Annotated in this window: 18 protein-coding genes; 9 read left to right on the forward strand and 9 right to left on the reverse strand. The window is 70.8% G+C overall.

Translation table 11 applies throughout. The features are described 5' to 3' along the window. Positions 1–33: 33 nt before the first annotated feature. Both ABFX50_RS25195 and ABFX50_RS25200 read right to left on the reverse strand, forming a co-directional pair. Positions 34–1,854, reverse strand: a complete 1,821-nt coding sequence (locus ABFX50_RS25195) for a hypothetical protein (protein ID WP_346149798.1) — start codon at positions 1,852–1,854, stop codon at positions 34–36. Beyond that, positions 1,839–2,606 (reverse strand): ABC transporter ATP-binding protein, encoded by a 768-nt coding sequence (locus ABFX50_RS25200; RefSeq protein WP_346149799.1) that lies wholly within the window; start codon positions 2,604–2,606, stop codon positions 1,839–1,841. Before ABFX50_RS25200 ends, ABFX50_RS25195 begins: the two co-directional genes overlap by 16 nt. A gap of 361 nt (positions 2,607–2,967) precedes the next feature. Here ABFX50_RS25200 and ABFX50_RS25205 point away from each other — a divergent pair, with 361 nt between their 5' ends. After that, entirely contained in the window at positions 2,968–4,131 is a 1,164-nt protein-coding gene (locus tag ABFX50_RS25205; protein WP_346149800.1) for a ricin-type beta-trefoil lectin domain protein, read from the forward strand. Positions 4,132–4,519: 388 nt separating this feature from the next. Then, positions 4,520–5,944: a rifampin monooxygenase gene (gene rox, locus ABFX50_RS25210; protein WP_346149849.1), complete on the forward strand. Its 1,425-nt coding sequence runs from the start codon at positions 4,520–4,522 to the stop codon at positions 5,942–5,944. 141 nt (positions 5,945–6,085) lie between these two features. On the opposite strand, the gene ABFX50_RS25215 is transcribed toward rox, so the two are convergent. Beyond that, positions 6,086–6,583 (reverse strand): GNAT family N-acetyltransferase, encoded by a 498-nt coding sequence (locus ABFX50_RS25215; protein WP_346149801.1) that lies wholly within the window; start codon positions 6,581–6,583, stop codon positions 6,086–6,088. Positions 6,584–6,988: 405 nt separating this feature from the next. Here ABFX50_RS25215 and rsgA point away from each other — a divergent pair, with 405 nt between their 5' ends. Both rsgA and ABFX50_RS25225 read left to right on the forward strand, forming a co-directional pair. Then, positions 6,989–8,065: a ribosome small subunit-dependent GTPase A gene (gene rsgA / locus ABFX50_RS25220; protein WP_346149802.1), complete on the forward strand. Its 1,077-nt coding sequence runs from the start codon at positions 6,989–6,991 to the stop codon at positions 8,063–8,065. Further along, positions 8,062–8,631: a GNAT family N-acetyltransferase gene (locus ABFX50_RS25225; RefSeq protein ID WP_346149803.1), complete on the forward strand. Its 570-nt coding sequence runs from the start codon at positions 8,062–8,064 to the stop codon at positions 8,629–8,631. The genes rsgA and ABFX50_RS25225 overlap by 4 nt, the downstream gene beginning before the upstream one ends. A gap of 67 nt (positions 8,632–8,698) precedes the next feature. On the opposite strand, the gene ABFX50_RS25230 is transcribed toward ABFX50_RS25225, so the two are convergent. Both ABFX50_RS25230 and ABFX50_RS25235 read right to left on the reverse strand, forming a co-directional pair. Then, positions 8,699–9,844 (reverse strand): sensor histidine kinase, encoded by a 1,146-nt coding sequence (locus ABFX50_RS25230; RefSeq protein WP_346149804.1) that lies wholly within the window; start codon positions 9,842–9,844, stop codon positions 8,699–8,701. Then, positions 9,841–10,497: a response regulator transcription factor gene (locus tag ABFX50_RS25235; RefSeq protein ID WP_183642851.1), complete on the reverse strand. Its 657-nt coding sequence runs from the start codon at positions 10,495–10,497 to the stop codon at positions 9,841–9,843. The genes ABFX50_RS25230 and ABFX50_RS25235 overlap by 4 nt, the downstream gene beginning before the upstream one ends. 99 nt (positions 10,498–10,596) lie before the next feature. On the opposite strand from ABFX50_RS25235, the gene ABFX50_RS25240 reads away from it, so the two are divergent. Beyond that, positions 10,597–11,991 carry a hypothetical protein gene (locus tag ABFX50_RS25240; protein ID WP_346149805.1) on the forward strand — a complete coding sequence of 465 codons (1,395 nt, stop codon included), beginning with the start codon at positions 10,597–10,599 and terminating at the stop codon, positions 11,989–11,991. 50 nt (positions 11,992–12,041) lie between these two features. Here the strand turns inward: ABFX50_RS25240 and ABFX50_RS25245 are convergent, their stop codons facing one another. Next, positions 12,042–13,064: a LacI family DNA-binding transcriptional regulator gene (locus tag ABFX50_RS25245; protein ID WP_346149806.1), complete on the reverse strand. Its 1,023-nt coding sequence runs from the start codon at positions 13,062–13,064 to the stop codon at positions 12,042–12,044. 172 nt (positions 13,065–13,236) lie between these two features. On the opposite strand from ABFX50_RS25245, the gene ABFX50_RS25250 reads away from it, so the two are divergent. Together ABFX50_RS25250 and ABFX50_RS25255 are read left to right on the forward strand one after the other, a co-directional pair. Further along, positions 13,237–13,740, forward strand: coding sequence for a SigE family RNA polymerase sigma factor (locus tag ABFX50_RS25250; protein WP_183642842.1), 504 nt, complete (start codon positions 13,237–13,239; stop codon positions 13,738–13,740). Then, positions 13,737–14,927, forward strand: coding sequence for a TolB-like translocation protein (locus ABFX50_RS25255; RefSeq protein ID WP_346149807.1), 1,191 nt, complete (start codon positions 13,737–13,739; stop codon positions 14,925–14,927). Before ABFX50_RS25250 ends, ABFX50_RS25255 begins: the two co-directional genes overlap by 4 nt. Positions 14,928–15,014: 87 nt before the next feature. Here ABFX50_RS25255 and ABFX50_RS25260 read toward each other — a convergent pair whose 3' ends face one another. The 3 genes from ABFX50_RS25260 to ABFX50_RS25270 all read right to left on the reverse strand — a co-directional run bounded on the left by ABFX50_RS25260 (position 15,015) and on the right by ABFX50_RS25270 (position 19,716). After that, positions 15,015–16,493, reverse strand: a complete 1,479-nt coding sequence (locus ABFX50_RS25260; protein WP_346149850.1) for a SulP family inorganic anion transporter — start codon at positions 16,491–16,493, stop codon at positions 15,015–15,017. A gap of 622 nt (positions 16,494–17,115) precedes the next feature. Beyond that, complete coding sequence (locus ABFX50_RS25265) at positions 17,116–17,496, reverse strand: dihydrofolate reductase family protein (RefSeq protein WP_346149808.1); 381 nt, start codon at positions 17,494–17,496, stop codon at positions 17,116–17,118. Positions 17,497–17,499: 3 nt separating this feature from the next. Continuing rightward, positions 17,500–19,716 (reverse strand): MMPL family transporter, encoded by a 2,217-nt coding sequence (locus ABFX50_RS25270; protein ID WP_346149809.1) that lies wholly within the window; start codon positions 19,714–19,716, stop codon positions 17,500–17,502. 254 nt (positions 19,717–19,970) lie between these two features. Between ABFX50_RS25270 and ABFX50_RS25275 the strand changes: the two genes are divergently transcribed. Next, positions 19,971–21,197, forward strand: coding sequence for a sensor histidine kinase (locus ABFX50_RS25275; protein WP_346149810.1), 1,227 nt, complete (start codon positions 19,971–19,973; stop codon positions 21,195–21,197). After that, the gene (locus ABFX50_RS25280) at positions 21,194–21,913 is read left to right on the forward strand and encodes a response regulator (RefSeq protein WP_346149811.1); all 720 of its coding nucleotides are present in this window, start codon (positions 21,194–21,196) and stop codon (positions 21,911–21,913) included. Before ABFX50_RS25275 ends, ABFX50_RS25280 begins: the two co-directional genes overlap by 4 nt. Positions 21,914–21,917 lie beyond the last annotated feature (4 nt).

The raw sequence follows: 21,917 nt of genomic DNA on the forward strand, positions 1-21,917 counted from the left end.
GGGCGTGCCCTCCTCTCGGGTACGGCTGGGGTTTCAGCTGGTCGTGGCTGATGAGGGCGAGCTCAGGCGCATGGGGATCAGGATGGCGTAGCCGTACATGAGCAGCCCCAGGGCGATCATGAAGACGATGGTGGGCCATTGCCAGATCGGCGGGAGATGAAGGGCGAGGAACCATCCGCTGCCCTCGATACCGAAGATCTTCATGACCATGGGCACGAGTCCCTGGGGGAACAGGGGAAGCCAGGCGATGAGGTAGCTGATCGTGACGCCGATGCGGTGCTGGATGGGCAGGTCCGCGGTGGTGGGCTTGTCGGCCTGGGGTGCCGGGCCGTGCTTCATGAGGTTGAGCAGATCGATCCCATGGTTCTCGAGTCTGCGGTGGGCGATCCGGCCGAGACCCCAGGCGCTGAGGGCGCCGGTCAGCACACCGGTGGCGATGCCGGCCCAGGGGTGGAGGAGGATGGCGCCGGCCGCGGGCAGGGCGGTGGCGGGGACCGCGAGGAGCATGAGCCAGGCGACGCTGGTTTCGGCGGTTTCGTCGGCACCGGTGCTGAGCGGGTTGCCGCCGCGCTTGTGGGGGTCGGTGCCGGGAACGAGGGAGGTGACGCCGAGCAGGACGATGAGCCCGGCGGCGCCGCCGAGGAGCGCGGGCAGCAGGCCGAGTACCCAGGGCCAGGCCCAGGCCTGGCCACTGACGAGGGTGCCGGCCAGGGACAGCACCACTGCGGCTGGGCCGACGACGACGAGCCAGGCCAGCTGGCGTCCGCGGACGTCGGCGCGTTCCGCGCCGGGGGTCATGAGGGTGAGCCACAGGGCAGTCCCGTCGGCGCCGTAGAGGTTGGCCGAGGACGCGGCGGCCATCACGATCGCGATGAGTCCCGCGAAGGGGACCATGATCCAGGAGTCGATGGTGACGAGGAGGAGGGGGGTGACGATGGCATAGGACAAGGCGAGGGCGAGGAGCTGGATGCGGACGAGGTCGCGCCACCAGGCGCGCAGTTCCTTGGCGGCGGCGATGCGGGCGCCGCCGGCGGCGGGGAAGGGGCGGGGAGCGCCGCGGCGGGTTGGCATACCGCCGCGAGCGGCCGAGACGACGCGCTTCGACAGCAGGACGGCCCAGGCGGCCAGGAGGAGGGCGATCACGCCGGCGCCGGCGACGAGGATGGCGAGGGCGAGGGGCCAGGGGGCTTCGATGGCGGCCACGCCCCAGCCGGAGGGCAGGGCCCGGACGAGGACCTGGGACCAGGCGGCGGTGTCGGTGCCGCCCAGAGCTACGAAGGGCGCCCAGCCGTTGCTGCACAGGGCGATGGCGGTGCCGATCACGATGCCGACGGCGGCCGCGGTGGCGCGGGAACGGACGAACAGCCCGATGAGCGCCACGATGACGCGGGAGACCATCACCATGATGATGAGCGTGGTGACGGCTGCTGCCAGGCCGATGAGCACTCCGGCCGGGCCGAAGCGCCAGCCGTACACGGGCAGGGACAGCAGGGCGATGAGATTGACCGCAGGTGCGGGGCCCGCGAAAGCTCCAGCGAGCAGCGCCGCCGCGATCCGGCCTGGCGTGGCCGGGAGCATGGAGAAGTATTCGGGGCGCAGGGCCTCGCTGCCGCCCCCGAAGAGGATGGGGCCGAAGATCCAGCCAGCGAACCACGCGGCCAGGGTGTGGGGCAGGTAGGCGGGCCACAGCACGGCGACGGCGATCGTTCCGAAGGCCAGGAGCACCCCGAGCGAGACGCCGGTGTAGAGGTTGGCGGCGTCATCACCGCGCAGAGCGTTGCGCATGAGAGCCAGCCGCATGCGGATCATGTGCTGCGCCAGGGCGGCCGGGCCGGGCGTCAGGAGGTGAGCCATGCCAGCCCCTCCGTTCCTCCGGCGCGGGCGCCGACGAGATCGACGAAGGCGTCCTCCAGGGTTCCGGCGCCGCGTACATCGGCCAGCGGCCCGGCGGCCACGACGCGGCCGTCGGAGATGACGCCCACGTGGTCGCAGAGCTGCTCGACGAGGGCCATGACGTGGCTGGAGATGATCACGGAGCCGCCGTTGGCTGCGAACCTGCGCAGGATGGTCCTGATCGTGGCCGCGGAGACGGGGTCGACGGCCTCGAAGGGCTCGTCCAGGACGAGCAGTCGGGGCGCGTGCAGGAGGGCGACGGCCAGGCCGATCTTCTTGCGCATGCCGGTGGAGTATTCGATGACCAGGCTCCGCTCGGCGGAGTCCAGTTCGAGGATCTGGAGGAGTTCGTCGGTGCGCTCGGCGACGACGGCGGGCGGCAGGCCGCGCAGCAGGCCGAGGTAGGTGAGGACCTCGCGGCCGGTGAGCCGTTCCGGCATGGCGTTGCCGTCGGGCAGCACGCCGATCAGTCCCTTGGCCTGAACGGTGTCACGCCAGACGTCGACGCCGAAGATCTCGGCGCTGCCGGCGTCGGGGCGGAGCAGGCCGACGGCCATGGCCAGGGTGGTGGTCTTGCCTGCGCCGTTGGGGCCGACCAGACCGTAGAAGGATCCGGCGGGGACGGTGAGGTGGATGTCGTCGACGGCCAGGTGGTCGCCGAAGGCTTTGCGGAGTCCGGTGGTGCGGAGGGCGGGCTCCCGGTGTGTTGGCATGCCTTGAGAATCGCGCGGGGGCAGGGGGTGGCGGATCGTCCGGCCGGAGAGCGGGATGGTGGATTCCGGCATCAACCGATCGGTTGATGCGGGGAGAGCGGCTGGTCCGTGGTGCGGGTCCCAGCACCGCTGTCCACCGGCACATGCGCGTCCTTCCTGTTCGAGTCATCGTGGAAGAAGCCGTACTCCACCCGTGAAACGTCCAAGCCCACCCGACGTTTGTCCATTACCAGGGATATCTACCCGTTGTTACCTTCTCGGCGAGAGGTCCGATCAAGAGATCGGTTCCTCACCTCGGGTCTTCGTGCAGCCGCCCGCAATACCGGCGCGACCACATCCGAAGCTCGAGAAAGGAAGCACCGTGGACGACACACCCCCCACCCCCTCCCGGCCTCGCGGCCACAGCCGCAACCCACTCCGGCTGATCCTCCTGCTCGTCGCCGGCGTCGCCGCCGCCCTGTTACCCGGCGGCGCGGCGCACGCGGGAGACACCCCAGGCACCTACTCCAACTGGCAGTTCGACGGCGTCAGTGGGCTCGGCGACGTCGCCTACACCATCACCGTCGACGCCGACCCCGGCGACCAGTCGCAGGTCTACTGGTCCAACCAGGTCTCCTGGACCAACGGCCACGGCGGCTACGCCGGTCTGCAGACCAATGCCAGCACCACCCGCCGCCTGTTCCTGTTCTCCGTCTGGGACGTCACCGAGGCCAGGCCAGGCTCGCAGGGCAGCTGGTGCGAGGCCTTCGGCGGCGAGGGCGAGGGCATGAGCTGCCGCATCTGGCACACCTGGACCCCCGGACAGACCTACCGCTTCCACTACCGCGCGGAAGGCGGCGGCTGGTGGGGCATGACCGTCACCAACACCTCGACCAACGCCCAGTTCAAACTCGGCAGCATCCGCGTGGGCGCGGACACCATGTCACCGGGATCGGTCAGCTGGACCGAGTACTACAGGTGGAGCGATCCGCGCTCCTCCTGCGCCACCGAGCCCTACTCCCGCGCCAGGATCACCGCGCCGGTCGGCAACAACGGCACCCTGCGGGCCAGGGTCACCAGCGCGCACGCCGGTCAGACCTGCACGGACAAGGCCGCCGTCACCGTCAGCGGATCGTCGGCGACGCACGTCAACGCCATCGGCAACTCGGTGATGGGCCAGATGAGCGGCATCGGCGGCAAGTGCGTCAACGTCGCCGACGCGGCCGACGCCACTCCCGCACTCCTTCAGCCGTGCGACGGCGGCGCGGGCCAGGCGTGGGTCTGGGCCTACGACGGGACCATCCGCTCGAAACTGTTCGCCTGCCTGGACGCCAACGGCAGCGCCAACGGCGCGCCGGTGACCCAGTGGAGCTGCAACGGCGGCGCCAACCAGCAATGGAGTCACAGCAACGGCCGCATCGTCAACGCCGCCAGCGGCAAGTGCCTCGACGCGGCCAACGGCAGCAGCGCCAACGGCACCCGCCTCATCATCTGGACCTGCGGGAGCAACGCCAACCAGCAGTGGTCCATCCCGGCCAGGCCCTGACCGCACCGTCCCGTCGTTTCGCTGGAGGTTCATCAGGGCAGCGCCCTCCGAGATCCGGTCCGCCTCGGGGGGCCAGGCGGCTGGGAAAGGATTGGACGGTGTGATGCTCGGGCTTATAGCTTGCAGTCGACTGTGACACCGCCTGAGGAGGTGAGACCCATGAACGCTGTATCGATGTGGGTGCTCCCCCTACCGTCACGGTCGGGCGATTGACGTAGGTGTCGCCGGGAGCGCCTCGACAACAAGACACTCCCGAAAGGCACCACCTGTGCACTCTCAGCAGTTCACCGCCGAGCCGTCGTCGGACGGTACGGCCGAGCGCGACTTCACCGTGGGCGACGTCCCCGGAGTCCGGTCGTCGGCCTTCGGGGCCGATCGCGCGCCCCTCATGTTCGACGTTATCATCGCCGGGTGCGGGCCGACCGGTGCGATGCTGGCCGCCGAACTGCGGCTGCACGATGTGCGGGTACTCGTTCTGGAGAAGGAAACCGAGCCCGCGTCGTTCGTCCGCATAGTCAGTCTGCATATCCGCAGTCTCGAGCTGATGGCAATGCGCGGACTGCTCGAGCGCCTTATCGAACGCGGAAGAAAGCGTCCGGTCGGCGGCATCTTCGCCGCCATCGCCAAACCCGCGCCCGAGGGCCTGGATTCCGCGTACGCCTATCTGCTGGGCATCCCGCAGCCGGTCATCGACCATCTGCTCGCAGAACATGCCATCGAACTGGGCGCGCAGGTCCGGCGCGGTTGTGCGGTCGCCGGTTTCGAGCAGGACGACGAGGGCGTGACCGTCGAGCTGTCCGACGGGAAACAACTGCGTTCGCGCTACCTCGTCGGCTGTGACGGCGCGCGCAGTACGGTGCGCAAACTGCTCGGCGTCGGCTTCCCCGGCGAGCCCTCACGGACCGACACGCTCATGGGCGAGATGAAAGTGGGTGTGCCGCAGGAGGAGATCGCCGCCAAGGTAACCGACATCAGCCAGACCCATCAGCGATTCTGGCTCAGGCCCTTCGGCGAAGGGGTCTACAGCGTCGTAGTCCCCGCCGCGGCAGTCAGCGACCGCGCCGAACCGCCCACCCTCGAAGATTTCAAACAGCAGTTGCGCACCGTCGCCGGAACCGATTTCGGCGTGCACTCCCCGCGCTGGTTGTCCCGCTTCGGGGATGCCACCCGGCTGGCCGAACGTTATCGCGTCGGGCGGGTGCTACTGGCCGGCGATGCGGCGCACATCCATCCACCCATCGGCGGTCAGGGCCTCAACCTGGGCGTTCAGGACGCGTTCAACCTCGGCTGGAAACTGGCCGCACAGATCCGCGGCTGGGCGCCGGAAACCCTGCTGGACACCTACCAGTCCGAACGTCATCCGGTCGCCGAGGACGTGCTGGACAACACCCGCGCCCAGATGGAACTGCTGTCCACCGAACCGGGCCCGCGGGCCGTGCGCAGGCTGCTCACCGAACTGATGGACTTCGACGAGGTGAACCGCCACCTGATCGAGAAGATCACCGCGACCGGCATCCGCTACGACTTCGGCGAAGGCCCCGACCTGCTCGGCCGCCGCCTGCCCGACATCGACGTGAAACAGGGCCACCTCTACGGCCTGCTGCGTCGCGGCCGCGGTCTGCTGCTGGACCGCACCGAACGCCTGACCGTCGGCGGCTGGTCCGACCGCGTCGATCACCTCACGGATCCCACCGCGCCACTGGATGTTCCGTGCGTCCTGCTACGCCCCGACGGCCACGTCGCCTGGATCGGCGACGATCAGCAGGACCTGGACGACCACCTCTCCCGCTGGTTCGGCAAACCCGCCGACTGATCTCGCCTGGGCGATGGCCATCCGTACACGGCCCCGAACTGCGAAGAGGCGAGGTCTCCCGTTACTTTGCGGCTCGTCGTAGCTGTAGGAGTTCAGGGCCGTGACGCGGGGTCGGCGGCGTGCCGCCGACCCCGCGGAGGGTTACCTCGTGGCGCGGAACCTGGCTAGGTTCTCCTCAGAGCTGTACCGCTGGAAGCCCGCCTTCTCCAGCACGCGGAGCGAGGGCGGGTTCGACAGTTCCACCTCGGCGCTCACGGTGTGGACGCCGGGGGCGGTGAGGGCGAAGCGCGTCAGCGCCCTGGCGGCCTCCGAAGCGTAGCCGTGGCCCCGCCTGGAGGCGACGACGCCGTACCCGATCTCGAGGGTGCCGTCGGAGGGCGGCCAGAACAGGCCGATGGAGCCGATCACCAGGCCCGTCGAGCGCTCGACGATCTGGCGGTGACCGTACTCGCCCAGCCAGCCGGGGTGCTCGCCGAACAGACCCGCGATGACGCGGTCGCCCTCGGCGGGGAAGTCCTCGGCCCAGTAGGCGAGCCTGCGGCCGTCCAGGACGGCGGCGACCTCGCCCGCGGTCCAGGTCCGCAGGATGAGGCGGTCGGTGCTCAGGCCGGCATCGGCGGGTGAGACGAAAGAAGACACGTGACACTCCTGGTCGTTGTCGAACGACCGGGCCGCGCTTCAACCTCGCGCGGACCGGACAAGGGCATGCTGAACACGGCCGGTGGCAGCCATATTCATCAACCTCCCTCGTCACCCGCGACGATCACGTCCCTCGAGACGCTAGCAACCGCGTCCACCGCGGGCAAACCGGGGCGAACCGCACACCGGCGACGATGATCGATGTGGTAAGTTCAGAGCGGCAACAGGTAGCGGAGCTCTGCAAGGGAGGTGAGGTTGATGACCGTCGTGGCGATGGCTGCTTTCCGCAGCGCCGGGTCCATCCTTACGTCCCTGGTCCTCGGCTGACCTTCCACTAGCCGCTGCCCGCATCGGGCGCGACTGTCCCGTTCACCGAGGGCCCTTCTGGCAAAGGGTTCCAGACTGTTGTCTTCTCACATCTCTCTTCCAGGCGGCCTGTCCGCCTACGGCTGGGACGACGAGCTCGACCGAGCCTTCGCCCCCCACCGCGCCGCCGGCCTGGTCCCCGCGCGTATCGCCGCCGTCGACCGCGGCAGGTGCGACGCGGTGACCGAGGCAGGCCCGCTGCGCGCCGGCACCTCGCTGGTCAAGACGGCCGATCCGGTGGCCTCCCCGTGCACGGGCGACTGGGCCGCCGTACCCCCCGGCGCCGAACCCGAGATCGCGGCGCTGCTCCCGCGCCGCAGCGTCATCGTCCGATCCTCACCTTCGCGCAGGTCGCACGGCCAGGCGCTGGCGGCCAACGTCGACACGGTCGCGGTGGTCTCCTCCCTGGCCACGGCGTCCAATCCAGGCCGCGTCGAACGGCTGCTCGCCCTGGCGTGGGAGAGCGGCGCCCTACCGGTCCTGGTGCTGACCAAGGCGGACGCGGTGGCCGACCCCACACGGTCGGCCGACGATGCCGCCCGGCTGGCCCCGGGCGTGAGCGTGATCACCACCAGCGCGGAGACCGGGCAGGGGCTCGACGCGCTGGCCGGCGTGCTGACAGGGACCGTGGTCCTGCTCGGGCCCTCCGGCGCGGGCAAGTCCACGCTGGGCAACGCGTTGCTGGGCGCCGAGGTGCTGGCCACGGGGGCGGTGCGGGCCCAGGACGGCAAGGGCCGCCACACCACCGTCCGTCGCGAGCTGGTCCCGCTGCCGAACGGCGGCGTGCTCATCGACACCCCCGGCCTGCGCGGCATCGGCCTCGTGGACGCCGACGACGGCCTGCAGCAGGTGTTCGCCGAGATCGAGGAGCTGGCCAGGGACTGCCGGTTCGCCGACTGCTCCCACGAACGCGAGCCCGGCTGTGCCGTACAGGCCGCGATCGCCTCCGGCGAGCTGGACCAGCGTCGCCTGGCCAGCTACCGCAAGCTGCAGCGCGAGAACGAGTGGGCGACCTCCCGCAGCGACGCGCGAGCCCAGCGCGAGGACGTCAAGAAGGCGATCACCCGCTCGCTGCGCCAGACCTACGCCTTCCGTGACAGGCAGCGCCGCTCATGAGCGAGATCGACGCCATCCACCTCACCGACTTCACCATCGCGAAAGAGAGCATCACCGTGTCGCAGATCTGGACCACCCGCGCGGAGACCGAGCGGGACATCCCCGCCATCCGCGAGGTCAACCTCGGCGCCTTCCCCACCCCGCTGGAGGCCGACCTCGTCGAGGCGCTGCGCGCCGACGCCGCGTGGCTGCCGGGCCTGTCCATTGTCGCCGAGGACGCCGACGGCACCGTCGCGGGATACGCGCTGCTCACCCGCTGCCACGTGGACCGAAGCCCGGCCCTGGCGCTCGGCCCCTGCGCCGTGCTGCCCGGCCACCAGAAGCGGGGCGCGGGTTCGGCGGCGATCCTCGCGGGCCTGCGAGCCGCCCGTGACCTGGGCGAGAACCTCGTTCTCGTTCTCGGCCACCCCGAGTACTACCCCAGGTTCGGGTTCGTGCCGGCCTCCCGGTACGGCATCCGCCCGTCCTTCGAGGTCCCCGACGAGGCGATGATGGCCCTGGTGTTCGACGACTCCCTGCCCGTGCCCGCCGGCACCATCGTCTACCCGGCCCCCTTCGGCGTCTGACCTCCGAAACAACAGGCCCCCGCCACGCGGCGCGTGGCGGGGGCCACCCGACAGCGGCCGCCCCCGGTCAGTGCTGGACGGGCAGCTCGACGGTGATCGTCAGCCCGCCCTCCTCACGGGGACGGGCGGCGACCGTGCCATGGTGCGCCTCGGCGATGACCCGCACGATCGACAGGCCGAGACCGCTGCCCCTGTCGGAGCGGAGCCTGTCGCCGTGCAGCCGCCTGAACGGCTCGAAGATGGCCTCGATCTCGTACGGCGGCACCTGCAGCCCCGTGTTGGCCACGACCAGCTCGACCTGCTCGGCCCGCTGGCGCGTGGTCACCCACACCTCGCCCTTGACGTGGTTGTGCCTGATCGCGTTCTCCACCAGGTTCTGCACCAGCCGCTCCACCAGCACCGCCTCCCCCGCCGTCGGCGCGGTGTCCAGCAGCCGGTGGATGGTGACCTCCCGCTCGGCGGCCTCGGCCGCCACGGCGTCCAGCACGTGCTCGGCCACGTCGGTGAGGTCGAAGGGACGCCGGTCCAGCACGCTGTTCTCCCCCTCGGCGAGGGCGAGCAGTCCGTCGATGAGCCGTTCGTGCCTGGTGTTGACCAGCAGCAGCGACTCGCCGAGCCGCTTGACGTCGTCGGTCGCCTCGGGCCTGCGCACCGCCACGTCCACCAGCGTCCTGTTGATCGTCAGCGGGGTGCGCAGCTCGTGCGAGGCGTTGGCGACGAAGCGGCGCTGCCCGTCGAAGGAGCGGGCGAGCCTGCCGAGCATCGTGTCGAAGATGCCCGCCAGCTCTTCCAGCTCGTCGCTGGAGCCCTTGTAGCCGATGCGTCCGGTCAGGTCGTGGCCCTGCGCCACCCGCCTTGCCGTGCGCGTCACCGCTCGCAGGGGACGCAGCCCCCAGCCCGCGGCGCCGTAGCCCACCCCGACCGAGGCCGCGGCGCCGCCCAGCACGATGAGCGCGCCGTAGGTGCGCACGTTGGCCAGGGCGTCGCTCTGGTAGACGCGGCGTACGGTGGCCGCCCTCTCCGCGGTGATCTCGTAACCGCGGCTCCCCTTGCCGAAGAAGCCGTGCTGCGTGTTGATGTACTCCGGCGTCATCAATCCCCTGCGGGGCTCGAGGGTCTGCCGTACCACCAGGTAGAGACCGGCCAGCACGAGCGCGCCGACGAGCAGGAACACCCCGCCGCAGGCCAGGCCGAAACGCAGGCGGATGCTCATGGAATGCGGTACCCCGATCCTGGGACGGTCTCGATGATCTGCGGCTCGCCGAGCTTCTTGCGCAGCTTCGTCATCGTGGTCCTGACGGTGTTGGTGAACGGGTCGATGTGCTCGTCCCACACCTTCTCCAGCAGCGCCTCGGCCGAGACCACCGCGCCCCTGGCGCGCAGCAGCTCGGCCAGCACGCCGAACTCCTTGCGGGCCAGCGGCACGTAGCGGCCTTCGCGGAAGACCTGCCGGTGCGCCCAGTCGAGCCTGACGCCCGCCCGCTCCAGCAGCGGCGGATCGGCCGGCCTGGCCCTGCGGCCCAGCGCGTGGATCCTGGCCAGCAACTCCTCGAACGCGAACGGCTTGGGCAGGTAGTCGTCGGCCCCCAGCGACAGGCCCGCCACGCGCGCACGCACCTCTGAGGCGGCGGTCAGCATGAGGATCCTGACCATCAGGCCCTGTTCGACCACCCGCCCGCACACCTCGTCGCCGTGCACGCCCGGCAGGTCCCTGTCCAGGACGAGAACGTCGTAGTCGTGCACGGTCAGCCGTTCAAGCGCCGCCTCCCCGTCGTAGGCGACGTCCACTGCCAGGGCCTCACCCCTCAGACCCTCGGCGATCGAGTCGGCGAGCATCCGCTCGTCCTCGGCGATCAGCACCCGCACCCGCGCCTCCATTCCCCCGATGATTCACAGACGCATATAACGCGGACATAACCACTTTTAGTGACGCTCAGGTTAGCGGGCGATCAATGGACTGGCCCGATGACCGCGACAATTCTGCGGCCCTCGCCGCCCGCCCTCGTCCCGGGCCGACAGCGAGGCCACCTCCTGTTCGGGATCGTGCTGGCCGCGGCGGCGGCCCTGCGCGCACTGGTGATGCTCGGCTACACCACCGCCCAGCTGTACTGGTACGACTCCTTCACCTACCTGGACACCGCGCTCCACATGCGGCCTGGCGGCGCCTTCCACCCGGCCGGATACTCCTGGTTCCTTTGGCTGTTCTCCGACGTGAAGCTGGTCGCGGGCCTGCAGCACCTCATGGGGCTGGGCGTGGCCGTCATGATCTACCTGCTGCTGCGCCGCTGGTCGGCGCCGGGCTGGGCGGCCACGCTCGCCACCGTGCCGGTGCTGTTCGACCCGGCCTTCATCCGACTCGAGCACGCGATCCTGTCCGACCTGCAGGTGTACTTCCTCATCATGGCGGCGCTGACGCTGCTCATGTGGCGCACCACGATCACCTCGAGCGCCGCCGCCGGCCTGCTGCTGGCGCTGGCCGGGCTCACCCGCACCGCGGCCGTCCCCCTTGTCGGCCTGGCCCTGCTCTACCTCCTGCTACGGCGGGCCGGCCGGCGCCCCGTCATCGCGCTGATGCTCGCAGGAGCGATTCCGCTGGCCGCCTACGCCGGCTGGTACCAGCACCACCACGGCCGTTTCGCCCTCTCCGGCGCCGACGGGGTGTCGCTGTGGGCCAGGACGATGACCTTCGCCGACTGCCGGCGCGTCGAGCTGACACCCGAGGAGGCCGAGCTCTGCCCCAACGGCACCGTGGTCGACGCCGCCTCGGAGTACGTCTGGGCGGCCGGCGCCTCGCTGAACCGGATGCCGGGCGGCAGGTTCGCCCACAACGACCTGGCCAGGTCCTTCGCCACCAAGGTCATCCTCGCCCAGCCTCTCGACTATCTGCGCGAGGTGGTCAAGGACACCTCCCTGGCCTTCACCTGGACACCGGTCGCCCACCCCAAGCGGGTCTCACCCGCGCTGACCTTCCCCAAGGGCGCGTGGGACCTGCCGTGGCACTTCCCCCTCGTCAACAAGGTGCGCGCCGAGTACGACAACGACATCCGAGGCATGGCCTCCGTCGAGCCGTACGGCACGATCCTGTCCCACTACCGCTACCCGTGGTTCCTGCACGGCACGCTGTTCGGGCTGCTCCTGCTGGCCGGCGGCCTCAGCGCGGCGCTGTGGCGCAGGGCCGCGCTGCTGCCGTGGGCGATGTCGATGGTCCTGCTGGTCGGGCCCGTGGCCGCGCTCGACTTCGACCATCGCTACGTGCTGCCCGCCATACCTCTGGCCTGCCTGGCCGCCGCGATGGGACTGCACGGCATGCTCACCTCCCTGCGAGCGGGTCGCCTGCTCGGCCGGGAACGGCCACGATGAGGGTCCCGCGCTCCCGCCGAAACGACGGCGGACTGGTACGAGGCGTGGAGCTAGGGTGACCGCTTCGCTGTCGCGGTGCTCCCTCGGGGGGTGAGACCGGCGGTCACGTCCTGGACGTCCTGTACCTGCTCGCCCGCGATCAGCGACATGAGCATCTGCGCAGCGTGGGCGCCGTAGGCGGGAATGTCGCGGCCCACCGCCGACAGCGGCGGACGCACCACCTGCGACAGGGGCGAATCATCCCACGCCACGATGGACAGCTCACCGGGGACGTCCACCCCGAGCTCCTGCGCGACGGACAGCCCGGCCACGGCCATGATGTCGTTGTCGTAGACGATCGCCGAAGGACGGCCGGGCGCGCTCAGCAGCCGCCGGGTCGCCTGCGCTCCCTGCTCGCCGGTGTAGTTCGTGTGCTCGATGACGTGATGGTCGAGGGCGAGCTCCGTGCAGGTCCGGGTGAAGGCCTGGTCTCGCTGGACGGTGTGGACCAGCTCGGGCAGCCCGGCGATCCTGGCGATGCGCCGATGGCCGAGCGCGGCCAGGTACTGGACCGTCTCCCTGACGGCCGCGCGGTCGTCGGACCAGATCGAGGGGAGCGACCCCGCCGCCGAGGGATGGCCGATCACGACGACCGGCATGCCGAGCTCCTTCAGGACCGCCACGCGCGGGTCGCTCAGATGCAGGTCGACCAGGATCGCGCCGTCGATGCGCCGCTCCCCCCACCAGCGCCGGTGGATCTCGATCTCCTCGGCGTGGTCCTTGACGACCTGCAGCATCAGGGCGTAGGACCGGGCGGACAGCTCGTCCTGGATGCCGCTGATGAGCTCCATGAAGAACGGCTCCATGCCGAGGATCCGCGCCGGTCGGCACAGGACCAGGCCGATGGAGCGGGCGTGGGCGCCGTTCAGCGCGCGGGCGGCGCTGTTGGGTCGCCAGCCGACCTCCTCGGCGATGGCGACGATCCTGGCCCGGGTCGTCTCCGACACCCCGGACCGGCCGTTCAGCGCGTAGGAGACCGCCACCTTCGACACCCCGGCCCGCCGGGCGATGTCTGCAATCGTCGGTCGCTTCACCGGGCCCTCTGACTCAACCAGATATCCGCTATGCCTTGCGCCGCGAAAGCTACCACGCCTGAACCCCCGCCCTGCGCGCCGCTGAACGCCGCGCCTTCCCATCCATGGCGGTTCAACAAATCGGGGGTCGAATCCGTCTACGTGGTGACGGACCACGGAAGGGCGAAGCCAAGTGGAAGACGACTCGCGTTTTGTCGAGTTTGTCGCTGAACGCGCCGATGCATTGCTGCGGTACGGCTACGCGCTGAGCGGTAGTACGCACGACGCGGCCGACCTGACCCAGGAGGCGCTCATCAGGCTGCACCGAGCCTGGTCACGCGTGCGCAGGAAGGAGGACCCGGAGAGCTACACCAAAATGATCATGGCGCGGCTGCACATCAGCATCTGGCGGCGCCGACGTCGCGAGCAACTCACGTGGACCGTCCCGGACATCCCGCTGGAGGACGCGCTGCCCTTCGAAGCCGACCAGGAGCTGTGGCAGGCGCTGCGCGAGCTGCCCCGGAAACAGCGCACCGTGCTCGTCCTGCGCTTCTACGAACAGCTCACCGACTCCGAGATCGCCGTTCTCCTGGGCATTTCCCAGGGCACTGTTCGCAGCCACGCGTCGCTCGGCCTGAGCAGGCTCCGTTCGGCCATACCGCACGTCATGCCCACAAGGAGGAGGACGACCCTATGACCGTAGAGCCGGAACGCGACCTGTCTCGGGTCATCGCACGCGCGGCGGAGCGTGCACCACGGGCCCCTGCCGACTACTCGACTCAGATCCTGGCCCGCTCCCGCCGCCGCAAGGTCCGGATACAGGCCCTCCTCACGGCGGCGGCCGTGGTGCTCGTCGCAGGAGGGGGCAGCGTGGCCGTGCGGGCGACGTTGAGTGGCGAGCCTCCGGTGGCGGCCACCCCCACGCCCGACGCGACGCCGTCCCTCACGATGCCGATGCCCGCCCCCGTTGCCCAGGTGTGGCCGCAAGCGGTCCACACCATCCCGATGAAACTCCCCAACGGCCGCAAAGGCCGCCCGCTGACCCTGATCGACGATCGCACGCTCCTGCTGGAAACGTGGCAGAGCTTCGAGAAGGCCGACGCGCTCTACGCCTACGACCTCAAGACCGACCAGCCCCGGAAGATCACCGACATCCGCACCCCGAAGGGCGTCTTCGCCTCGAACTACGCGGTGGGCGGGGGCCGGATCGTCTGGCAGACGATCGACAAGATGCGGACGAACTTCTGGTCGGCGCCGCTGTCGGGCGGGCAGCCCGCCGCCGTCGAGACCGACACACCGATCAAGGGACGCGGTGACGGGCTCGTCGTGACCGGCGACAAGATCGCCTTCTCCCTCCATGAGGGCGGCGTCTTCACGCTTCCGCTGGAGGGCGGCGCCGTGACACCCGTCGAGGGCGCCGACCGCCACCACATCCTGAACTGGCCCTGGGTGGGCACGCCGGGCCAGTACACCCCGGACAACGAGCCCAGCTTCGAGGAGATCCTCGATGCCGAAACGGGGCAGGTCAGCAAGGCGCTCGTCCGGCCCGGCGAGGAAGACGTGCGCTGCGGCGTGACAACGTGCACCGGCCGCAGGCCCGACGGGAGCTTCTTCCACCGCCTACGCGACGGCTCCAGCGAACAGGACCTGCCAGAGCGCACCCTGGGCTTGGCCTTCGACCGTTTCGTGACCGTCCATCTGCACCCCAGGCGCGGCCAGGTCCTGCTCGACCTGACCACCGGCCGGTCCGGCGACCTCGGCTTGCGCCCCGACGCCAAGGGAGAAGTAAGCAGCATCCAGCCGGGTATCGACCCCTACGATCGGTTGGTCGCGTACGAGCTGGAGGGCCGGTATGTGATCATCGACCTCGCCAGGATCCGCTGAGGCGACCTGTCGGTGAACCCGCCACCGGACGGCCCGGCCAGCGCTCGGCGCCGGGAGCCAGTGGCCGGAGGGTCAGTGGCCGGAGGGTCAGTGGCTGCCCGACAGCTCGCCGGACAGGGCGCCGTGCATGCGAGCGCTGGCCTCGTTGAGGCCGACGATCTCAACCGTCTTGCCGCGGGCGGCGTACTTGGCCTGCACGGCGTCCAGTGCGGCGACGCTGGAGGCGTCCCAGATGTGAGCGTCGGACAGGTCGATGACGACGTGGTCAGGATCGCCGGCGTAGTCGAACCGGGAGATCAGGTCGTTGCTGGAGGCGAAGAACAGCTGCCCGGTGACGGCGTACAGGGCATGGCCGCCGTCGGGGTCGACCACGGCGGAGACCTGCGCCAGATGAGCGACCCGGCGGGCGAAGATGACCAGGCCGGTCAGCGAGCCGACGACGACGCCGATGGCCAGGTTGTGGGTGGCGACCACGACGGCCACGGTGACGACCATGACGGTGATCTCGCCGGCGGGCATGCGCCTCAGGGTGGCCGGGGCGACGGAATGCCAGTCGAAGGTGCCGACCGAGACCAGGATCATGACGGCGACCAGCGCGGCCATCGGGATCTGGGAAACCAGCGGGCCGAAGACGATACACAGCACCATCAGGAAGGCGCCGGCCAGGAAGGTCGACAGCCGGGTGCGGGCGCCGTTCTTGACGTTGATCATCGTCTGGCCGATCATGGCGCAGCCGCCCATGCCGCCGAACAGGCCGGTGACGATGTTGGCGATGCCCTGGCCGATGGACTCGCGGGTCTTGCTGGAGCGGGTGTCGGTCAGGTCGTCGACGAGCTTGGCGGTCATCAGCGATTCCATCAGCCCGACCAGCGCGAAGGCCAGGGCGTACGGGGCGATGAGGGACAGGGTGCCGAAGGTGAACGGCACCTCGGGCAGGCCGGGGACGGGCAGCGAGGACGGCAGCGCGCCGCGGTCGCCGACCGTGGGGACGGCCAGGTGGGCGCCGACGGTCAGGGCGGTCAGCGCGGCGATGGAGATCAGCGGGGCCGGGATCGCCCTGGTCAACCTCGGCAGGAACACCATCAGCGCCAGCGCGCCGCCGACCAGCGGGTAGACCACCCACGGCACGTCGATCAGCTCGGGCACCTGCGCCATGAAGATCAAGATGGCGAGGGCGTTGACGAAGCCGACCATCACCGAGCGAGGCACGAAGCGCATCAGCTTGGCCACCCCGAGCGCGCCGAGCACCACCTGGATGAGGCCGCCGAGGATGACGGTGGCGATCAGGTAGCCCAGACCGTGCTCGCGCACCAGCGGCGCCACGACCAGGGCGATGGCACCGGTGGCGGCCGAGATCATCGCAGGGCGCCCGCCGACGACGGCGATGACCACGGCCATGGTGAAGGAGGCGAACAGTCCGACGCTCGGATCGACCCCTGCGATGATCGAAAAGGAGATCGCCTCGGGGATGAGGGCGAGCGCGACCACCAGCCCGGCCAGGATCTCGGTGCGGGCGACCTTCGGCGACAGCCAGGCGGGGCGGCCCGGCCGCAGCCGCGCGGCCAGGGCGGCGGGCGTGCGGGCAGGCGTGGGGGAACTGGGCAACAGGACATCCTTCAACATGAGCGGGCAACGTGAGCAGGCGGCAACCCGTGCTGGTGGGCGCGACGACGGCGCGCAGCGCAGGCAGAGGCCCGAGGGGAGAGAAGGCGGCTCGACGGGGTCGCGAGGCACCAGGCGGGCGCCCGACGGCGGGGGGCGGCAGGCCGGTGGCGGTGCCTGGCCTACCGCGAGGAGGTCACGGCGGGCAGCAGGCGGTGACGGTCAGGGGCATGCGCGCGTCGATGGTCCGTACCTCGTGTTCGTTTCGTCCCGCCGTCAGTCGCCGCCGTGCTGCTTGAGGACCTTGTGCCTGTGGTCCGGTCCTGCCCGAACCCTTCGGCGGCGTGGCCGGGGCCTGCACGGCCGGCCAGGGGGACGACACCGTTGGCGTCCCGGCCTTCGGCAACTCTACCTTCGATCGATTCTTGAACGCAGCGGGGGGCCGAGCCCGTCAGCTCGCACGCCGCTGACGGCCTGCTTCTGACGGCCTGCTTCGATGGACGCGCGTCGGAGGGCGTCTGGCGAGAGCACGCCGGGGACGGTGACCCATGGAGGAGCTCGCCGGCCGGCCCCGACGCGACGGCGGTCAGGCGTCTCGGAGGGGCCGGTAGGTGAGGAGGACGAGGCTGTCACCGACGGTACGGGCACCGGCGAGGCGCAAAGGTTTCCGCTCGCCGGTCTCGCCGAAGAGACGCTCGCCGCCTCCCAGCACGAACGGGTGGGTCATCAGCCGCAACTCGTCGACGAGGTCGTGCTCCATGAGCGTGCGCACGAGCCGACCGCTGGCATAGACGACGATGTCCCCCTCCACCGTCTGCTTCAGCTTCGAGACCTCGTTCACCACCTCCCCCCGCAGGACCGTCGAGTTGCGCCAGCCGAGATCTTCGAGGGTCGAGGACACGACGTACTTGGGCAGGTTTCTCGGGCAGTTCCCTGCCGCTTCACCGCCTGCGGCGCTCCGATCCACACCTCAGCGGGCCGTGACCCGGTCGGGTCGCGGGGCAGGTACGGTCGCACGGTCCTGCGGGTGGCCGCCCGCGGCGGGCCCCGGGCGGACCGGCCACCAGATGGCCCGGCCGAAGAGCGCGGCAAGGGCGGGGACCAGCACCAGCGACACGACGAGCGCGGAGAGCATGATGCCGAGCGTCATCGCGAAGGCGATCTGCTCGTTGCCAGGGGATATGGCCAGGCCGGCGAAGGAGGCGGCCAGAACCAGGCCGGCCGTCGCGATGGCCGGCGTCGTGTGCCGTACGGCGCGGGCCACCGCGGCCCGGGCCTGACCCGGTCGCTGCATCTCCTCCCGGATCCGGTCGGCGATCAGAATGTTGTAGTCGGTGCCCAGGGCCACGACGAACAGGAACAGCACCAGCGGCAGGGTGAAGCTCACTCCCGGCCTCCCGAGGGCGTGCTGGAACAGCAGGGTGACGGCGCCGAGGGTGGCGGCGAAGCCGAGCCCGACGGAGAGCATCAGGATCACCGGGGCGAGCAGGCTGCGCAGGAGCAGCAGGAGGATCAACGCGATCAGCGCGGCCGCGACCGGGAACACGATCGTGAGGTCGTGGTCGACGGCGGTCGAAATGTCGGCGATGATCGCCGGCGTCCCGCCCACGTGTGCCCTCGTCCCGGCGGGCGCGTGCTGGGCGACCGCGGCCCGGATCGGTCCTGAGGCCAGGTCGCGAGCCTGCGGGCTCTGCGGGTCCGCGGTCGGGTAGAGGTCGATCCGGGCGGCACGGTGGTCCTTGCTCAGGACCGTCCTTGCGACCTGGCCTACCCCCTTGACCTGGGTGAGCGCACGGGACAGACCGTCGAGCCCGCCGGTGGTGAGGGCGCCGCCGTCCGTGGAGGTGACGAAGACGCTCGTCGGGTCCGACACGCCGGCCGGCAGCGTGCGGGAGATCTCGGCCGCGGTGGCCGCGGCGGGGGTCTGTGCGGCGGGGCCGCCCTGGCCGTAGTCCATGCGGATGCCGATCAACCCGGCGGCCAGCGCGGCAAGCAGGGCGACGGAGGCGGTCAGCATCATCAGCGGTCGTCGCGTGACCAGCGCGCCCAGGCGGGCGGCACGGCCCTCGCGCGCCTCGGGGCGCAGGGCCGCCTTGGAGGGCCAGAACATCGCGCGCCCGGTGGCCGCGAGCAGCGCCGGCAGCAGGGTGAGGCTGCCCAGCAGCATCACCAGGACCGCGACGGCGATCGCGGGGCCCATCGAGCGGAACTGCCCGAAGGTGGCCAGGCCCAGCGTGGCGAACGCGGCCACGATGGTCAGCGCCGCCGAGGTGATCGCGGTGCCCACCCGGCCGGCGACCTGCCCGGCCACCTCGCGGGCCGACTGCTCGGGCCTGGCCCGCAGCTGCTCACGGAAGCGGAACAGCAGGAACAGCAGGTAGTCGATGCCGATGCCGAGCAGGACCACGTTGATCAGCCCTGGCGTGCCCGCGTCGAGCTTGAGCCCGGTGAGCATCGCGGCGGCCGCGACGGCTCCCGCGGCCACGGAGCCGATCACGGCGACCGCGAGCAGCGGCAGCAGGGCCGCCAGGACGCTGCGGAACACCAGCACGTTGAGCAGGACGATGAGCCCCATGATGAGGGCGCTCCCGACCGTCGTGGCCGTCTTGCGGGAATCGACGGTGTCGACGGTGTCGGCGAGAGGCCCGGTGAATCCGGTGCGCATCCCCGCCTCGGAGAACTGGGTCCGGGCGGCGTCCCTGAAGGCCCGGTAGACGCCCTGGACCCCCGTGTCCGCGCGATTGCCGATCAGCTCGACGGACAGCAGTTCGAAACTCCGGTCGGGCGCCGTCATGGCAGGGCCGATCCGGGGGGTCTGGGAGCGGTCGGGGATCAGGAACTGCTGCGGGCCGTCGTCTTCCCTTGGCATGATCACCCGGCGCTTGGCCAGCTTCGCCGCCTCGGCCTCGACCCGCTTGCGGTCGGCGGTGCTGAGCGCCTTGCCGTCGGCCCTGGCGACCAGCACCGTCACCGTGGTGGCGTCGGGGTTCACCCCGAACTGCTCCTTGGCGATGTGCAGCGCGGCGGCCGAGTCGTAGCTGCGGGGCAGGAAGTCCCCGGCCTGGTTCTGGGTGACGCGGTCGAACAGCGTCGGGGTCAGGGCGCTCAGTACGACACCCAGCACCGCCCAGAGGGCGATGACCTTCCACGGGTGTCTGGTGGAGTATCCGGTCAGGGCGCGGATCACGATGTCCTCCGGCGGACGCACTTGCAGTTGTCTGCCGGGGGCTCCCGGCCGGTATCCAGACCATCACTGCGAAAGGCCGCAGGCCTCGTGGCAGCGGATGATCCTGGCCGGGGCCCTGGGGCCTTCCCCCGGCCGGAGACCAGGCCCCTGGTCCTGGTCTCCCGGTCGGCCGACCACCGTCGCCGGCGATTGCACCGCGGCTGCTGTGCGACCCTGTTCCGGGGGCCGGGAGGCCGGATACAGGGGGAACAGACATGCGCAGGAGCCGACACGCGCGGCCTGGCCAGGCCCGGGAGTTGCCGCACATCGACAGCGCCGAGCCGCCGTGGACCCGTAACGACGCGCTCGTGACCGGCGGGGCCTGCGTGATGAACCTGCTCAGCTACGTCTTCTTCAACGCCCCCGACGGCCGTCACGCCGTGAGCGTGGCCGGGTTCCTCTTGGTCGCGCTGGCGGCCCTGCCGCTGCTCGCCCGGCGCCGCCACCCGGTGGCGGCGCTCACCGCCGTCCTGCTACTCGATGCGACGGCTACCCTGACCGTGCCACTGCCCAGGCACTTCGGCGCCGTCCTGGTGGTCGCTCTGTACTCCGTCGCCAGGGCCTGCCCCGGCCGGGTCACGGCGCTCGCGGCCGCCGCGACGGTGTCGCTGACGCTGCTGAGCCAGAGCGACGGCCGCGTACCGCCCTGGCAGGACGCCGTCACCTCGCCCCTCACCACCCTGATCGTCGTCGGCACCGCCATGGCGGTCAACCGCTGGCAGCGGGAGGTGGCGGCCAACCGCAGACTCCTTGCCGACCGCGCGGTGGCCGACGAACGCCGCCGCATCGCACGGGAGCTGCACGACATCGTGGCCCACCACATCACCACCATGCAGATGATGGCCGGCGGAGCCCGGGCCAACATCGCCGAACCGGAGGTGGTCCGGGACGCCCTGCTCACCCTGGAGTCCTCAGGGCGGCTCGCGCTGCGTGAGATGCGCCAGCTCCTCGACGTGCTGCGGGACGGCGACGAACCGGAGAGCGCGCCGTCGCAGCCCCAGCCGGGCGCCGACGACCTCGGCCTCCTGGTGGCCGAGTCCCGCCTCGCCGGCCTGCCGACCGACTTCGGCGTCCACGGGCCGCAGCGCCCGTTGCCGCCGACCGTCGGCCTCACCGTGTTCAGGATCGCCCAGGAGGCCCTCACCAACGCCCGCAAGCACGCGGGGCCCGCCCGCGCGTCCGTCCAGCTGACCTACCGTCAGGATCGGGTCACCGTCGAGGTGCGGGACGACGGCGGGGGCACACCGCCGCAGGAGGGGGCGACGACGGTGGGCTCCGGCGGATACGGCCTGATCGGCATGCGCGAACGCGTTGCCCTGCACGGCGGCACCCTCACCGCCGGCCCGCAGGCCGACGGCGGGTTCGCCGTGGTGGCCGACCTGCCGCTGACCACCGACGAGGCGGCCGAGGCGGCCGTCCAGCACGAGGAGGCACGCCGATGACCGGGACCGGGCCGACGCCGCCGCCGATCAGGGTGCTGATCGTGGACGACCAGCTGCTGGTCCGGCGCGGCCTGTCGCTGATCCTCTCCCCCAACCCGTCCTTCGAGGTGGTGGGAGAGGCCGAGAACGGCGCGCAGGCCGTCACCCTCGCCCACCAGCTGCGCCCCGACGTCGTGGTGATGGACATCCGGATGCCCGTCCTCGACGGGGTCGGCGCGACCAGGCAGCTCGCCGCCACCCTGCCCGGCTGCCGGGTCCTGGCCCTCAGCACCTTCGACATGGACGACTACCTCGTGGGCGCCCTACGCGCGGGAGCCTACGGGTTCCTGCCCAAGGACAGCTCCCCTGAGGACCTGAGCGCCGCGATCCGCACCGTCCACGCCGGCGATGCCGCCGTCGCGCCGCGCCTGCTCACCCGGCTGATCTCCACCTACGTACGGGCCCCCCACGCGACCCGTCCGACCCCCACCGGCCTCGACGACCTCACGCCCCGCGAGGTCGAGGTGTGGCGTCTGATGGCCACCGGCCTCGACAACACCGAGATCTCCCGCGTCCTGGACATCAGCCTGTCCACCGTCAAGAACTACATCACCAGCATCTTCGACAAGCTCTCCGTCCGCGACCGCGCCCAGGCGGTCATCGTGGCCTACGAATCGGGCCTGGTCACCGCCCGCGCGGCAGCCGGCGACCCGCCCGGCGACGGGCACACCCGGTAGCGGG

It is taken from the genome of Nonomuraea recticatena, assembly GCF_039533245.1.
Classification (GTDB): domain Bacteria; phylum Actinomycetota; class Actinomycetes; order Streptosporangiales; family Streptosporangiaceae; genus Nonomuraea; species Nonomuraea roseola.

Bases quoted from the DNA above. Each gene is read 5' to 3' on its own strand.
- ABFX50_RS25240 (WP_346149805.1), top strand. From the start codon at position 10,597: ATGACCGCGACAATTCTGCGGCCCTCGCCGCCCGCCCTCGTCCCGGGC.
- ABFX50_RS25200 (WP_346149799.1), bottom strand. From the start codon at position 2,606: ATGCCAACACACCGGGAGCCCGCCCTCCGCACCACCGGACTCCGCAAA.
- ABFX50_RS25280 (WP_346149811.1), top strand. From the start codon at position 21,194: ATGACCGGGACCGGGCCGACGCCGCCGCCGATCAGGGTGCTGATCGTG.
- rox (WP_346149849.1), top strand. From the start codon at position 4,520: ATGTTCGACGTTATCATCGCCGGGTGCGGGCCGACCGGTGCGATGCTG.
- ABFX50_RS25195 (WP_346149798.1), bottom strand. From the start codon at position 1,854: ATGGCTCACCTCCTGACGCCCGGCCCGGCCGCCCTGGCGCAGCACATG.
- ABFX50_RS25230 (WP_346149804.1), bottom strand. From the start codon at position 9,844: ATGAGCATCCGCCTGCGTTTCGGCCTGGCCTGCGGCGGGGTGTTCCTG.
- ABFX50_RS25255 (WP_346149807.1), top strand. From the start codon at position 13,737: ATGACCGTAGAGCCGGAACGCGACCTGTCTCGGGTCATCGCACGCGCG.
- ABFX50_RS25225 (WP_346149803.1), top strand. From the start codon at position 8,062: ATGAGCGAGATCGACGCCATCCACCTCACCGACTTCACCATCGCGAAA.
- ABFX50_RS25275 (WP_346149810.1), top strand. From the start codon at position 19,971: ATGCGCAGGAGCCGACACGCGCGGCCTGGCCAGGCCCGGGAGTTGCCG.